Source organism: Achromobacter sp., from assembly GCF_049647645.1.
Taxonomy (GTDB): Bacteria; Pseudomonadota; Gammaproteobacteria; order Burkholderiales; family Burkholderiaceae_B; genus Achromobacter.
The window spans coordinates 1-12,888 of record NZ_JBARYB010000155.1 but is presented as its reverse complement, the minus strand read 5'-3'; the positions used below and the strand labels follow the sequence as shown (position 1 = coordinate 12,888).

The window sequence follows — 12,888 nt, the reverse complement described above, 5'->3', positions numbered from 1 at the left end:
CTCCGTAGTTTTCTGTTTTTTTTATCGGCCCTGTTCACGCTAGGCGCAACCCCCACGGGCCACCCCGCAAGGGCGAACCGGCAAGCAGGCATTTTGACTCCACTGTGACGGGCAATCCGTTGCGGTGTGTTTTTAACGGCCATTTCGGCCCAATGGATTTCAACCCCATGTCTTCCGTTTCCACTACCGTCGCCACCGGCGGCGAAAGCTTCGCCGACCTTTTCGCACAGAGCCTCAAGAGCCAGGACATGAAGTCCGGCGAGGTCATCAGCGCCGAAGTCGTCCGCGTCGACCACAACTTCGTCGTCGTCAACGCCGGCCTGAAGTCCGAAGCGCTGATTCCCCTGGAAGAGTTCCTGAACGACCAGGGCGAGCTCGAAGTGCAACCCGGCGATTTCGTCTCGGTGGCCATCGATTCCCTGGAAAACGGCTACGGCGACACCATCCTGTCGCGTGACCGCGCCAAGCGCCTGTCGGCCTGGCTGCAGCTGGAAAAGGCCCTGGAAAACGGCGAGCTGGTTACCGGCACCATCACCGGCAAGGTGAAGGGCGGCCTGACCGTCATGACCAACGGCATCCGCGCGTTCCTGCCGGGTTCGCTGGTGGATCTGCGTCCGGTCAAGGACACCACCCCGTACGAAGGCAAGACCCTCGAATTCAAGGTCATCAAGCTCGACCGCAAGCGCAACAACGTCGTTCTGTCGCGTCGCCAGGTGCTGGAAGCCAGCATGGGCGAAGAGCGCCAGAAGCTGCTCGAAACCCTGCACGAAGGTGCTGTGGTCAAGGGCGTGGTCAAGAACATCACCGATTACGGCGCGTTCGTGGACCTGGGCGGCATCGACGGCCTGCTGCACATCACCGACATGGCCTGGCGCCGTGTGCGTCACCCCTCCGAAGTCCTGCAAGTGGGTCAGGAAGTCGAAGCCAAGGTGCTCAAGTTCGACCAGGAAAAGAGCCGCGTCTCCCTGGGCGTCAAGCAGCTGGGCGAAGATCCGTGGGTGGGCCTGGCTCGCCGCTACCCGCAAGGCACCCGCCTGTTCGGCAAGGTCACGAACCTGACCGACTACGGCGCGTTCGTTGAAGTCGAAGCCGGCATCGAAGGTCTGGTGCACGTCTCCGAAATGGACTGGACCAACAAGAACGTCGATCCGCGCAAGGTCGTGACCCTGGGCGAAGAAGTCGAAGTCATGGTCCTGGAAATCGACGAAGACCGTCGTCGCATCTCGCTGGGCATGAAGCAGTGCCGCCAGAACCCGTGGGAAGAGTTCGCCACCAACTTCAAGCGTGGTGACAAGGTCCGCGGCGCCATCAAGTCGATCACCGACTTCGGCGTGTTCGTCGGCCTGCCCGGCGGCATCGATGGCCTGGTTCACCTGTCCGACCTGTCGTGGACGGAAACCGGCGAAGAAGCCGTGCGCAACTTCAAGAAGGGCGACGAGATCGAAGCCGTGGTTCTGGGCATCGATACCGACAAGGAACGCATCTCGCTGGGCATCAAGCAGCTGGAAGGCGATCCCTTCAACAACTTCGTTGCCACCTTCGACAAGGGCGCCGTTGTTCCGGGCACCATCAAGTCCGTCGAAGCCAAGGGCGCTGTTGTCACGCTGTCCGTGGACGTTGAAGGCTACCTGCGCGCTTCCGAGATTTCCTCGGGCCGCGTCGAAGATGCCACCACCGTTCTGAACGCCGGCGAAAACATCGAAGCCATGATCGTCAACATCGACCGCAAGACGCGTTCGATCCAGCTGTCGATCAAGGCCCGCGACAACGCCGAAACCGCCGAAACGATCCAGCGCATGTCTGATGCCAGCGCTTCGTCCGGCACCACCAACCTCGGCGCGCTGCTGAAGGCCAAGCTGGACCAACAGCGCAACGACGGTTAATTCGTGACCAAGTCGGAGCTGATCGCCGCCTTGGCGGCCCGCTATCCTCAGCTGGCCGCCCGCGACACCGATTACGCGGTCAAGACCGTGCTCGACGCAATGACCCAGGCCCTGGCCTCGGGTCAGCGCATCGAGATCCGCGGTTTTGGCAGCTTCTCGCTGTCGCAGCGGTCTCCCCGCATCGGTCGCAATCCGAAATCCGGCGAACAAGTGCTGGTGCCTGGTAAACAGGTGCCGCATTTCAAGGCGGGCAAGGAATTGCGCGAGCGGGTGGACTTGGCCGGCGGCAATGACGAGGACGCTCAATCCTCTGGATCGAGTGAACCGATGCCGTCGATGGTGAGTCTGCACGCCATGCATTGACGGCACGGCAGTAAGGCCGCCTTCGGGCGGATCGGACCGAGAACCTAGCCCCTTGAGCGATCAAGGGGCTTTGTTTTTTGGCGCCAGGCAGGATCCGTCGCTTACAATTGATGGTCTTGAATTCTTTGGAGCATGCGCCATGCGCTACCTAGTCTGGGCCCTGCGATTGCTCGTGTTTGTTGCAGTATTGATGTTTGCCTTGAAAAACACGGATCCGGTCGCCGTGAAGTTCTACGCCGATTACGTGGTGCAGGACGTTCCGCTCATCGTCGTGATGCTGGTCGTGTTCGTGTTGGGCGCCGTGTTCGGCCTGTTGTTGACCGTGCCCGCCGCCATGCGCCGCCGCCGCGAGGCCATGCGCCTGCGCCGTGAACTGGACCGCGTGCAGGCCGCCGTGGCCGGTACCACGCCTGCGGTGCCGCCTGAGGCCGTTGCCCCGATGTCGCCGTTGTAACGCGTGCGCCGGTCGTGTATTCCTTCCGCACTGAATTACCGCAAGAGCCCGCATAGTGGATTTTGAACCTTGGTGGTTGATTTTCGTGCCGGTATTGTTCGCGCTGGGCTGGCTGGCCGCGCGCTTCGATATCCGGCAAATGCTGCGGGAGACCCGCAGCCTGCCCGACTCCTATTTCCGCGGGCTGAACTTCCTGCTCAACGAAGAGCCGGACCGCGCCATCGATGCCTTCGTCGAAGTGGCCAAGCTGGACCCGGAGACCACCGAGCTGCACTTCGCGCTGGGCAGCCTGTTCCGCCGCCGGGGCGAGATGGAGCGCGCCATCCGCGTGCACCAGAGCCTCTTGAACCGTTCCGACTTGCCCGCCGCCGAGCGCGACCACGCGCAGCACGAACTGGCGCAGGACTTCCTGAAAGCCGGCATGTTGGACCGCGCCGAAAGCGGCTTCGAGCAGCTCAAGGACACTCGCTACGCCTTGCCCGCGCTGCGCTCGCTGATCCGCATCTATGAATCCGAGCATGACTGGCCGCGCGCCATCGAAGCCGTGAAGACGCTGCAAGGCTTGGTTGACGAGCCGGTGCCGCAGATCGTGCATTACTACTGTGAACAGGCGCAGACTGCGCTGGCGGCCAAGCCTGCCGACGTCGACGCGGCCCACAAGGCGCTGGACGCCGCCGACCATGCCTTGTCGGCGATCGAGGCCGGTGCGAGCAAGGGCGGCATGGTGCGCACTGCGATGCTGCGCGCCCGCCTGGCCCTGATCGAGCAGGACCCCAAGCGCGAAAGGCTGTACCTGGAGTCGATCATGACCGACGCTCCGGAATACGCTGGTCTGGTCGCCGAACAGATCTTGGCCAACTATCGGGCGGCCAATCAAGAGGAAGCCGGGCTGGACCTGCTGCAGAAGCAGTATGCGCGCCATGCTTCGCTGGACCTGTTCAACGTGCTGTTCCGCGAGCTGCGCGTCCAGCAGGGCGCCGCTCCGTCATGGGCTTTTGCCCGCAGTGCGCTGCGCAGCCATCCCTCGCTGCTGGGGCTGGACCGCTTGCTGGAGGCCGAACTGGCCAATTCGGAAGGCAGCGCCGAGCAGGCGCCGGTGCCAGGCGCCGACCTGACGCTGTTGCGCAGCCTGATACACAAGCATACGCAGCGGCTGGACCGCTACGCATGCCGCAGTTGCGGTTTTCAAGCGCGTCGCTTTTACTGGCAATGTCCCGGCTGCAATGCCTGGGAAACCTATGCGCCGCGCCGTTTGGAAGAACTTGAATGAACTCTTTTCCCGCCGAAGCCATTTCGCATAGCCGTGTTCTCGTGGTGGGCGATGTGATGCTGGACCGGTACTGGTTCGGCGAAGTCGAACGCATCTCGCCGGAAGCGCCGGTCCCCGTGGTGCGCGTGGCGCGCCGCGAAGACCGGCTGGGTGGAGCCGCCAACGTCGCCCGCAACGTGGCGGCCCTGGGCGGCCACGTCACCCTGGTGGGCGTGCTGGGCGAGGATGAGGCGGGCGACAGCGTCCGGCGCTTGTCCGCCGAAGCCGGCATACAGGTTGAACTGGTCGCCGATCCGACCCTGCACACCACCTTGAAAATGCGCGTGTTGGGCCGCCAGCAACAGTTGCTGCGCGTGGACTTCGAGCAGCATCCGGCGCAGGCCGCGCTGGACAACGTCGACGCCGCGTTTGCGCGCCATCTGGCCAATCACGACATCGTGGTGCTGTCCGACTACGCCAAGGGCGTGCTGGCGCGGGTCGAATCGCTGATCGCCCTGGCCCGCAACGCGGGCGTGCCGGTGCTGGTGGATCCCAAGGGCCATGATTACGCCCGCTACCGCGGCGCTACCCTGGTCACCCCCAACCGCTCGGAAATGCAGGAGGCCGTGGGCCGCTGGAATTCCGAGGCCGAACTTACCGATCGCGCGCAGCGCCTGCGTGCCGACCTGGACCTGGAAGCCTTGCTCGTGACGCGGTCCGAGCAGGGCATGACTTTGTTTACCGGCACGGGACGCGATCACATCGACGCCCAGGCGCACGAAGTGTTCGACGTGTCCGGCGCGGGCGATACCGTGCTGGCCACGCTGGCCGTGTCGCGCGCCATCGATCTGCCGTGGGTCGATGCGATGGGCTGGGCCAACAAGGCCGGCGGCATCGCCGTGGGCAAGCTCGGCACGTCCATCGTCACCGCCGCGGAATTGGCAGGAGTATCCTCATGATCGTCGTTACCGGAGCCGCGGGCTTCATAGGCAGCAACCTGGTGCGCGGGCTCAACCGCCGCGGCATCGAGGACATCATCGCGGTCGATGACCTGACCGAAGGCGACAAGTTCGTCAACCTGGTCGATTGCAAGATCGCCGACTACATGGACAAGGACGACTTCCGCCGCCGCGTCCTCGACGGCAGCCTGCACGAAGTCCGCGCCGTGCTGCACCAGGGCGCGTGTTCCGACACGACCGAGCGCAACGGTCGCTACATGCTCGACAACAACTACCGCGTCACGCTGGAGCTGTTCGAGTTCTGCCAAGAGCGCCGCATTCCGTTCCTGTACGCCTCCTCGGCGGCGGTTTATGGGGGTTCGTCCATCTACGTGGAAGATCCCGCCAACGAAGGCCCGCTGAACGTCTACGGCTATTCCAAGCTGCTGTTCGACCAGGTCCTGCGCCAGCGCATGGACAGCCTGACGGCACAGGTCGTGGGCCTGCGCTACTTCAACGTCTACGGCCCGCACGAACAGCACAAGGGCCGCATGGCCTCAGTGGCGTTTCACAACATGAACCAGTTCCTGGAACATGGACACGTGCGCCTGTTCGCTGGCTGGGACGGCTATGTGGATGGCGGCCAGAGCCGCGATTTCATCTCGGTCGAGGACGTGGTTGCGGTCAACCTGCATTTCCTGGACCATCCGGAGCAGTCGGGCATCTACAACTGCGGCACGGGCCGGGCGCAGCCCTTCAACGATGTGGCGGCTGGCGTGGTCAACGCGCTGCGCGCCGAGCGTGGCGAAGCCGAACTGACGCTGGCGCAGCTGGTCGAGCTGGATCTGATCCGCTACATCCCGTTCCCGGACGACCTGAAAGGGCGTTACCAGAGCTACACGCAGGCCGACGTCACGCGTCTGCGCGCGGCGGGATTCCAGGCGCCCATGCGCGATGTGCGGACCGGCGTGACCGAGTACGTGCGCTACTGGCGCGCCCGCAAGTAAGGGCGAGCGGCACCGCGGCAGCGGAGTCTCCACGGAAAAACCACCGTTCGCGGTGGTTTTTTAACGCCTGGCGGTTTGCCGGGGCGGATGTTTCCGTTCACTGCGCCGCTGCGGGCGGAAAGGGTGCCGGCATGATCTGAGCGTGGCGTGACAGCCGTTGCGCCAGACTCCAGGGAGACCTTCCATGAATCCATTTCTTCAATCCGTCGCGGCCCGGCCTGCGCCTCGTGCGCGGTGGCGCAGGCTGCGCTCGTCCACTGGTTCCGGCGCCCGGCCGCGCCCCTTGCGGCAGGTCGTGGGCGCCTTGCTGGTGACGGCCAGCCTGGGCTTTGCCGCGCCGCTGGCGCACGCCCTAGACGTCAATCAGGCCAATGCCCAGCAGCTCGAGGGCGTCCGCGGCATAGGCCCGCGCATGGCGGAGATCATCGTGAAGGAACGCGAACGGGGCGGCAAGTTCGAGTCGCTGAACGACCTGGCTGAACGCGTGCGCGGCATCGGCCCGAAAAAGGCCCAGGCCTTGCAGGAGGCCGGCCTGCTGGTGGGCGGCGCGGGCTCCCAGGTTGGACCAGGCGAGATGGCGGCCAAGCCCGCGGCGGGCAGGGCGGCAGCGGCCAGGTCCGAAGCCAAACCTGAAGCCAAACCGGCGACGTCCCAGCCTGCGGCCCGCGCCCGGCCCTGACAGCGCCGGCCGGCGCGGGTAGCCCTGGCGGGAGCGCGGCTTTTGGCGCCGTGCGCCGCCAGCCGAGGTTATTATCGTCCGCATGACTACTACCTATCCCACTATCGAGCAAACCGTCGGCAACACGCCGCTGGTGCGCCTGCAGCGCATTCCCGGGGCCGCGGGCGCGGCCCGGGGCAATGTCATCCTGGCCAAGCTGGAGGGCAACAACCCCGCCGGCTCCGTGAAGGACCGTCCGGCCCTGTCGATGATCGCGCGCGCCGAAGAGCGCGGCGACATCAAGCCGGGCGACACCCTCATCGAGGCGACCAGCGGCAATACCGGCATCGCCTTGGCCATGGCGGCCGCCATGCGCGGCTACCGCATGATCCTGATCATGCCGGACAACCTGTCGGTGGAACGGCGCGCGGCCATGACGGCCTATGGCGCCGAGCTGATCCTGACGCCGGCGGACAAGGGCGGCATGGAGTACGCCCGCGACCTGGCTTCCGCCATGCAGGCGGACGGCCGCGGGCTGGTGCTGGACCAGTTTGCCAATCCCGACAACCCGCGCGCTCACATCGAGACCACCGGGCCGGAAATCTGGAACCAGACCGAAGGGCGCGTCACCCATTTCGTGAGCGCCATGGGCACCACGGGCACCATCATGGGCGTGTCGACCTACTTGAAGTCGCGCAATCCCGCGGTGCAGGTGGTGGGCGCGCAGCCGGCTGAAGGATCGTCGATCCCGGGCATACGCAAATGGCCCGAAGCCTACCTGCCCAAGATCTTCGACCGCAGCCGGGTGGACGCCTACGAATCCATCGAACAGGCGGAAGCCGAGCAGATGGCGCGCCGGTTGGCGGCGGAAGAGGGCATTTTCGGCGGGATTTCCTCGGCGGGCGCGTTGGTTGCGGCCTTGCGCGTGGCGGAACGCGTCAACGACGCCACCATCGTGTTCATCGTGTGCGACCGCGGCGACCGCTACCTGTCCACGGGCGTTTTCAACTGAACGCCAGACCGTATCCGGGTTGAACAAAACCGCCATGCCGGCATCTGCCGGACATGGCGGTTTTTCATTGGAAGGGCGCGGCGGGCGTCCCGGCCCTTCGCCTGCTTACTCGGGCTGGATGCCGGCGTCCTGCATCACCTTGATCCAGCGCTTGCTTTCCGCAAGGTTGAAGGCTTCCGCTTCCTGGGAGCTCATGGCGCTGGGCAGCGTTCCCTGCGACTTCAGCGCTTCCACCACCTTGGGCGATTGCGAAGCTTCGATCATGGCCTTGTTCAGCTTGGCGATGATGGGCTGCGGCGTATCTTTCGGCGCCCACATGCCGTACCAGGTGACGATGTCGAAGCCGGGCAGGACGCTTTCCGCGATGGTCGGCACGTCGGGCAGTTCAGCCAGGCGCGTCTTGGTCGTGACGGCGATCGGGCGGATCTTGCCGCTCTGGATGAGGGGCAAGGCTGGCGCCAGCGGCGCGTACATCAGGTCCACATGGCCGCCCGCGACGTCGGTCAGGGCCGGGCTGCTGCCGCGGTAGCCGACGTGGGTGATCTTGGCCTTGGTGGAGGTGTTGATCAGCTCGCCAGCCAGGTGCGGCAAGGTGGCGACGCCCGGGGACGCGAAGGTCAGCGAGCCGGGCTGCGCCTGGGCTTGCTTGATCAGTTCGCCAAAGGTCTTGAACTTGGAGTTGGGCGGGACGACGGCCACCATCGGCACCGTGCCCAGCACGCCCACCATCTGGAAGTCCTTGATCGGGTCAAAGCTCAGATTCTTGAATTGGGCCGGGTAGATGCCCTGCACCGAGGGGTTCATCAGCAAGGTGTAGCCGTCGGCAGGCGCCTTGGCCACTTGGGCAGTGCCAATGGTGCCGCTGGCCCCCGCGCGAGTTTCGATCACCAGCGGCTGGCCCAGGATCTCTCCCATCTGGACCGCGATCACGCGGCCGACCACGTCCGTCGGTCCGCCTGCCGCCCACGGCATGATCACGCGTATGGGCTTGTCGGGATAGGCCGCCTGGGCGTAGGCGTTTGCTGCCGGCAGGGCTGCCGTGGCGATCGCCGAGCATGCCGCGGCGAGGAAGGTGCGTTTGTTCATCTACTGTCTACTCCTACAAAGGTGAGATTGGCCGAGGGCAGAGCTGCTTGCAGCATCGCCTTGGCCTCGGTCAGCTGTTTCCCCGTGGTGGCTTCGTTCTTCAGCATCCGGCTCAGTGGGCCGGCCACCACGATGGCAAAGGGTTGTTCGTATGCCCGGAATCCGAGCGAAATGGACATCACGTCCTCGACGTTCTCACCCACCGAGCGCTGCCAGCCGCGCGCCACGCCTGCTTCCAGGTCGCGGTCGAAGGCTTCCTGGCTGGTCAGCGTGCTGTCGGTGTAGGCGGCAAAACCGCTGTAGGCCTTGAACCACTTCTGCCGTTCGTCCTGGGACAGCACCGACAGCAGCGCCTTGCCGGAGCTGGTCGCGTGCACCGCCTTGAAGCCGCCGGGCTGATGGGAGAAGCGGATCGTCTGCTTGGATTCCGCGACGATCAGGTACACGACCTTGTCGTCCGCCAGCTTGGCCAGCAAAGCCGTCTCGCCCGTGATGTCGCGCACCCGGTCCAGCACCGGTTCGATCACCGCGTTGAGCGGGTCGCTGTGGCAGATCAGGGTGGCCACGTGGATCAGCTTCTGGGTCGGGTAATAGCCATGCTTCTTGCCGATTTCATAGAGATAGCCGCGCGCCACCATGGTTTTCAGGAGGCCATGGCAGCTGGAGAGCGGAATCTCCATCTGGGCAGCGATTTCGCTGTACAGCAAGGGCTTCTGCTCCTCGGCGAAGAGGTTCAGCACATCCAGCACTCGGCCTGCGGTTTTCACATCCATGATGTTAGTATCCTATACGTGATAAATTTATGTCAAACGGCATTCAATCGACCAGGAGTCGCAGCATGAGATGGAACAACCGCCCTGAGGGATCGAACTGGGGAGATTTCGGGCCTGACGACCAGCGAGGTTGCCTGAATTACATCACCCCCGCGAACGTGCTGAGCGGCATGCGGGAAGTGCGCGAAGGACTGAGCTTCTGCCTGTCGCTGCCGCTGGATTACCCGGGCGGGAATGGCGTGAATGTGCGGCGTCATCCACCCAAGCTGCGGCCTACCGAGAGGGACGGCGACCAGTACCTGAATTTTCCGTTGGGACGCCTGCGGCCGGGATGCGTCGATGTGCTCAGCGATGACATCGTCGAAATGAGCTTGCAGTATTCGACGCAATGGGATTCGCTGGCCCACGTGGGCGCGCTGTTCGACGCCAATGGCGACGGCCTGCCCGAGCGCGTCTACTACAACGGCTACCGGCCCAACGAGCATGTAGTGGGTCCGGTGGACTACGACGTGGACAATGGCTACGCCAAGACCGATCTGGGCCAGGGGCCGGCCTCCAACGCCAAGAAGCTGGACATCACCCAGCTGGCTGAGTCATGCCTTCAGACGCGCGGTGTGATGGTCGATCTGGCGCGCCACTACGGGCGGGAGCAGAAATCGGTCGGCTATGACGACCTGATGCGCATACTCGAAGCAGACCGGATCGAGATCGAACGCGGCGATATCGTGTTGTTCCATACGGAATTCGGCGACGCCCTGCTGGAAAAGAACCGCGAACCCGACCCGCATACGCTGCACGAGATCTGCGCCGGCCTGGACGGCAGCGACGAGAAGCTGCTGCAATGGATCACGGACTCGAAAGTCGCGGCCATGGCGTCGGACAACCACGCCCTGGAAATCTATCCGACGCAGAAGCCCAACGCCTGCTGCGCCGCGCTGCCTCTGCACCACCATTGCATCTTCAAGCTCGGGATGCCGATAGGCGAGATGTGGTACTTGGGCGCCCTTGCCCGCTGGCTCGCCGCCAACGGCCGCAACCGCTTCCTGCTGACAGCGCCGCCGCTGAACCTGCCCGGCGCCGTGGGTTCGCCCGTGACGCCTGTCGCGACGGTGTAAAGCGGGCCGCGGCGTTGGACGCCGCGGCTCAAGGGCCTTTCCTTTCAGCGGCCCACGCGGGCTTCGATCTCGCTTGCCAGATCCGCCACGGAGGTCGCGTAGAAATAGCTGCGGTTGTACTTGGTGAGCGCGAAGAAGTTGGGCGTGCCGACGCGATATTGCGCCGTGCCTCGGGCTTCCTCGACCAGATCGACCACGCCCAGCGGCTGGTTGCCCCAGCCCGTGGCCGTCGCGCCCGGCTGCAGGCGGGCGCCCGCCGCCGTGAGCGTGCCCCAGCTTTGCTTGGGTTCCAGCCCGCCGTCAACCAGCGGCGCGGGATCCGCGGGCAGCACCACCGGGGCGAACACCGGCAGTCCGCGCTGCCAGCCGTGCTGCGACAGGAAGCTGCCCACGGACATGATCGCGTCGCGCGTGTTGTTGCTCAGGTCGATATGGCCGTTGTCGTCGCCGTCCACGGCGTAATGCATGACGCTGGTGGGCATGAACTGGGGCATGCCGATGGCGCCCGCGTAGGAGCCGCGCGTTTCCAGATCCAGCTTGTCCTTCATGACCAGGGTCAGGAAATCTGCCAGTTGCCCGCGGAACATGGTGGCGCGTTCGGGCTTGGCCGGGTCCGGATAGTCGAAGGCCAGGGTGGTCAGCGCGTCCAGCACGCGGAAATTGCCCATATTGCGGCCATACAGCGTTTCCACGCCGATGATCGAGGCGATCACGGGCGCCGGGACGCCGAAGCGTTGCGCCGCCTGGTTGAGCAGGTCGCGGTTCTCGTTGTAGAACTCCACGCCCCAGCCGATGCGCTTGGGTTCGACGAAGCGCGAGCGGTAGGTGAGCCAGCTGCGCCAGATCTTCTTGCCCGGCGGCGACGGCGCGATCAGGCGCGCCACCGTGGCGTTGTAACGCGACCCGGCCAGCGCCGCGACCATGGGGTCCAGCGGCAGTTGGCGTTCGGTGGCCAGGTTTTCCACGAAGGAACGGACTTCAGGCCGCAGCGCACCATTGGCGCCCAGCGCGGCCGGGGCGTCGTCCGCCAGGTCAGAACCAGGTGTCGGCGCACTGGGACCGATGCGGATGGGAGCCGGGGTTGATTCGGCGGCCGGCTGGCCGGCGAGGGTATTGGGGGCAGTGGGGGCGGTGGTGGAGCAGCCCGCCAGCAGGGCGGAAAGCGTTCCGAGTTGCAGTAATCGCCGACAGATGAACATAATCTTCCTTATGGAGACCATGTATCTTACCCACCCGGCATGCCGCCTGCATGAAATGGGCAGTTGGCATCCCGAAAGCCCCCAGAGGCTGGACGCCATCTCTGACCAGTTGCTCGCCAGCGGATTGATGCCCTATCTGGATGACCGCCAGGCGCCGCAGGCATCCCGCCATGACATATTGCGGGTGCACACTGTCCAGTATCTGAACAGTTTGCGCGAACATTTGCCGGAGCAAGGGTATTTCCCTATCGATCCGGATACGCTGATGAATCCCCACACCTACGAGGCCGCCCTGTACGCGGCCGGGGCGGGCGTGGCGGCGGTGGACGCCGTGATGGGCGGGGAAGCCCGTACCGCGTTCTGCGCGGTGCGGCCTCCCGGGCATCACGCCTGCCGTTCCCAGGCCATGGGATTCTGCTTTCTGAATAACGTCGCCATTGCAGCGCAGCATGCGCTGGACTTCCACGGCCTGTCGCGCGTGGCCATCGTCGATTTCGACGTGCACCATGGCAACGGCACCGAAGACATCTTCGCCGGCGACGACCGGGTGCTGATGTGCAGCTTCTTTCAGCACCCCTTCTTTCCCAACAGCGGTACCGAGAATCCGGCCTCCAACATGCTGAACGTGCCGGTGGCCGCCTATACGGGAGGCGCCGCGGTCAAGACCATCGTGACGGACACCTGGCTGCCTGCCCTGGAAGCGCATAGGCCCGAGCTGATCCTGGTGTCGGCCGGTTTCGATGCGCATCGCGAAGATGACATGGGCCAGATGGGCCTGGTCGAGGCCGACTACGCCTGGATAACCGAACAACTCGTGGAGGTGGCCGAGCGCCACTGCCAGGGGCGGATCGTCAGCACGCTCGAGGGCGGTTACAACCTGTCCGCCCTGGGCCGCAGCGTGGTCGCGCATATACGAGCGCTTGCGAAGCTGTAGAATCAAGAAAAAATTGTGCAATGCGATCCCGGCGCATGCCGGGTAATTATTTTTCCATTTGGAGGCAGCGGGATGAAGGTATTGGTACCTGTCAAGCGCGTCGTTGACTACAACGTCAAGGTGCGCGTCAAGTCTGATCAAACCGGCGTGGATATCGCCAATGTGAAGATGTCCATGAACCCCTTCGACGAGATTGCCGTCGAGGAAGCGACCCGCC

13 protein-coding genes and 1 pseudogene are annotated in these 12,888 nt (G+C 64.6%); 11 read left to right on the top strand and 3 right to left on the bottom strand.

The genetic code is table 11. The annotated features are described in order from the left end of the window. Positions 1–167 precede the first annotated feature (167 nt). The 8 genes from rpsA (at position 168) to cysM (ending at position 7,564) form a co-directional block, all read left to right on the top strand. Positions 168–1,883, top strand: coding sequence for a 30S ribosomal protein S1 (gene rpsA, locus WBB14_RS18070; protein WP_041655272.1), 1,716 nt, complete (start codon positions 168–170; stop codon positions 1,881–1,883). A gap of 3 nt (positions 1,884–1,886) precedes the next feature. Next, positions 1,887–2,246, top strand: a complete 360-nt coding sequence (locus WBB14_RS18065) for an integration host factor subunit beta (RefSeq protein ID WP_013392394.1) — start codon at positions 1,887–1,889, stop codon at positions 2,244–2,246. Positions 2,247–2,385: 139 nt separating this feature from the next. Next, the gene (locus WBB14_RS18060; RefSeq protein ID WP_424241045.1) at positions 2,386–2,700 is read left to right on the top strand and encodes a LapA family protein; all 315 of its coding nucleotides are present in this window, start codon (positions 2,386–2,388) and stop codon (positions 2,698–2,700) included. Between the two features lie 55 nt (positions 2,701–2,755). Then, positions 2,756–3,970 (top strand): lipopolysaccharide assembly protein LapB, encoded by a 1,215-nt coding sequence (gene lapB, locus WBB14_RS18055; RefSeq protein ID WP_424241044.1) that lies wholly within the window; start codon positions 2,756–2,758, stop codon positions 3,968–3,970. After that, the gene (gene rfaE1, locus WBB14_RS18050; protein WP_424241043.1) at positions 3,967–4,908 is read left to right on the top strand and encodes a D-glycero-beta-D-manno-heptose-7-phosphate kinase; all 942 of its coding nucleotides are present in this window, start codon (positions 3,967–3,969) and stop codon (positions 4,906–4,908) included. Before lapB ends, rfaE1 begins: the two co-directional genes overlap by 4 nt. Then, entirely contained in the window at positions 4,905–5,894 is a 990-nt protein-coding gene (rfaD, locus tag WBB14_RS18045) for an ADP-glyceromanno-heptose 6-epimerase (protein ID WP_424241042.1), read from the top strand. Before rfaE1 ends, rfaD begins: the two co-directional genes overlap by 4 nt. Positions 5,895–6,078: 184 nt before the next feature. Continuing rightward, positions 6,079–6,573 (top strand): ComEA family DNA-binding protein, encoded by a 495-nt coding sequence (locus tag WBB14_RS18040; protein ID WP_424241041.1) that lies wholly within the window; start codon positions 6,079–6,081, stop codon positions 6,571–6,573. Between the two features lie 82 nt (positions 6,574–6,655). Then, a complete protein-coding gene (gene cysM / locus WBB14_RS18035; protein ID WP_041655288.1) occupies positions 6,656–7,564 on the top strand; it encodes a cysteine synthase CysM in 909 nt (302 codons plus the stop codon). A 105-nt stretch (positions 7,565–7,669) separates the two neighbouring features. Here cysM and WBB14_RS18030 read toward each other — a convergent pair whose 3' ends face one another. Beyond that, positions 7,670–8,650, bottom strand: a complete 981-nt coding sequence (locus WBB14_RS18030; RefSeq protein WP_424241040.1) for a Bug family tripartite tricarboxylate transporter substrate binding protein — start codon at positions 8,648–8,650, stop codon at positions 7,670–7,672. Then, positions 8,647–9,423, bottom strand: coding sequence for an IclR family transcriptional regulator (locus WBB14_RS18025; protein ID WP_424241039.1), 777 nt, complete (start codon positions 9,421–9,423; stop codon positions 8,647–8,649). Before WBB14_RS18025 ends, WBB14_RS18030 begins: the two co-directional genes overlap by 4 nt. A 65-nt stretch (positions 9,424–9,488) precedes the next feature. Here WBB14_RS18025 and WBB14_RS18020 point away from each other — a divergent pair, with 65 nt between their 5' ends. Beyond that, positions 9,489–10,538 (top strand): cyclase family protein, encoded by a 1,050-nt coding sequence (locus WBB14_RS18020; RefSeq protein ID WP_424241038.1) that lies wholly within the window; start codon positions 9,489–9,491, stop codon positions 10,536–10,538. Positions 10,539–10,582: 44 nt separating this feature from the next. Here WBB14_RS18020 and mltB read toward each other — a convergent pair whose 3' ends face one another. Further along, positions 10,583–11,737: a lytic murein transglycosylase B gene (gene mltB / locus WBB14_RS18015; RefSeq protein ID WP_424241037.1), complete on the bottom strand. Its 1,155-nt coding sequence runs from the start codon at positions 11,735–11,737 to the stop codon at positions 10,583–10,585. Between the two features lie 10 nt (positions 11,738–11,747). Here mltB and WBB14_RS18010 point away from each other — a divergent pair, with 10 nt between their 5' ends. Beyond that, positions 11,748–12,671 (top strand): histone deacetylase family protein, encoded by a 924-nt coding sequence (locus WBB14_RS18010; protein ID WP_080551048.1) that lies wholly within the window; start codon positions 11,748–11,750, stop codon positions 12,669–12,671. 72 nt (positions 12,672–12,743) lie between these two features. Then, positions 12,744–12,888, top strand: a pseudogene (locus WBB14_RS18005) (electron transfer flavoprotein subunit beta/FixA family protein); the annotation flags it as partial.

Excerpts from the sequence above, each read along its gene's own strand:
- mltB (WP_424241037.1), bottom strand. The coding sequence starts at position 11,737 with ATGTTCATCTGTCGGCGATTACTGCAACTCGGAACGCTTTCCGCCCTG.
- WBB14_RS18060 (WP_424241045.1), top strand. The coding sequence starts at position 2,386 with ATGCGCTACCTAGTCTGGGCCCTGCGATTGCTCGTGTTTGTTGCAGTA.
- WBB14_RS18040 (WP_424241041.1), top strand. The coding sequence starts at position 6,079 with ATGAATCCATTTCTTCAATCCGTCGCGGCCCGGCCTGCGCCTCGTGCG.
- rfaD (WP_424241042.1), top strand. The coding sequence starts at position 4,905 with ATGATCGTCGTTACCGGAGCCGCGGGCTTCATAGGCAGCAACCTGGTG.
- cysM (WP_041655288.1), top strand. The coding sequence starts at position 6,656 with ATGACTACTACCTATCCCACTATCGAGCAAACCGTCGGCAACACGCCG.
- WBB14_RS18010 (WP_080551048.1), top strand. The coding sequence starts at position 11,748 with ATGGAGACCATGTATCTTACCCACCCGGCATGCCGCCTGCATGAAATG.
- WBB14_RS18020 (WP_424241038.1), top strand. The coding sequence starts at position 9,489 with ATGAGATGGAACAACCGCCCTGAGGGATCGAACTGGGGAGATTTCGGG.
- WBB14_RS18030 (WP_424241040.1), bottom strand. The coding sequence starts at position 8,650 with ATGAACAAACGCACCTTCCTCGCCGCGGCATGCTCGGCGATCGCCACG.
- rfaE1 (WP_424241043.1), top strand. The coding sequence starts at position 3,967 with ATGAACTCTTTTCCCGCCGAAGCCATTTCGCATAGCCGTGTTCTCGTG.
- WBB14_RS18025 (WP_424241039.1), bottom strand. The coding sequence starts at position 9,423 with ATGGATGTGAAAACCGCAGGCCGAGTGCTGGATGTGCTGAACCTCTTC.
- rpsA (WP_041655272.1), top strand. The coding sequence starts at position 168 with ATGTCTTCCGTTTCCACTACCGTCGCCACCGGCGGCGAAAGCTTCGCC.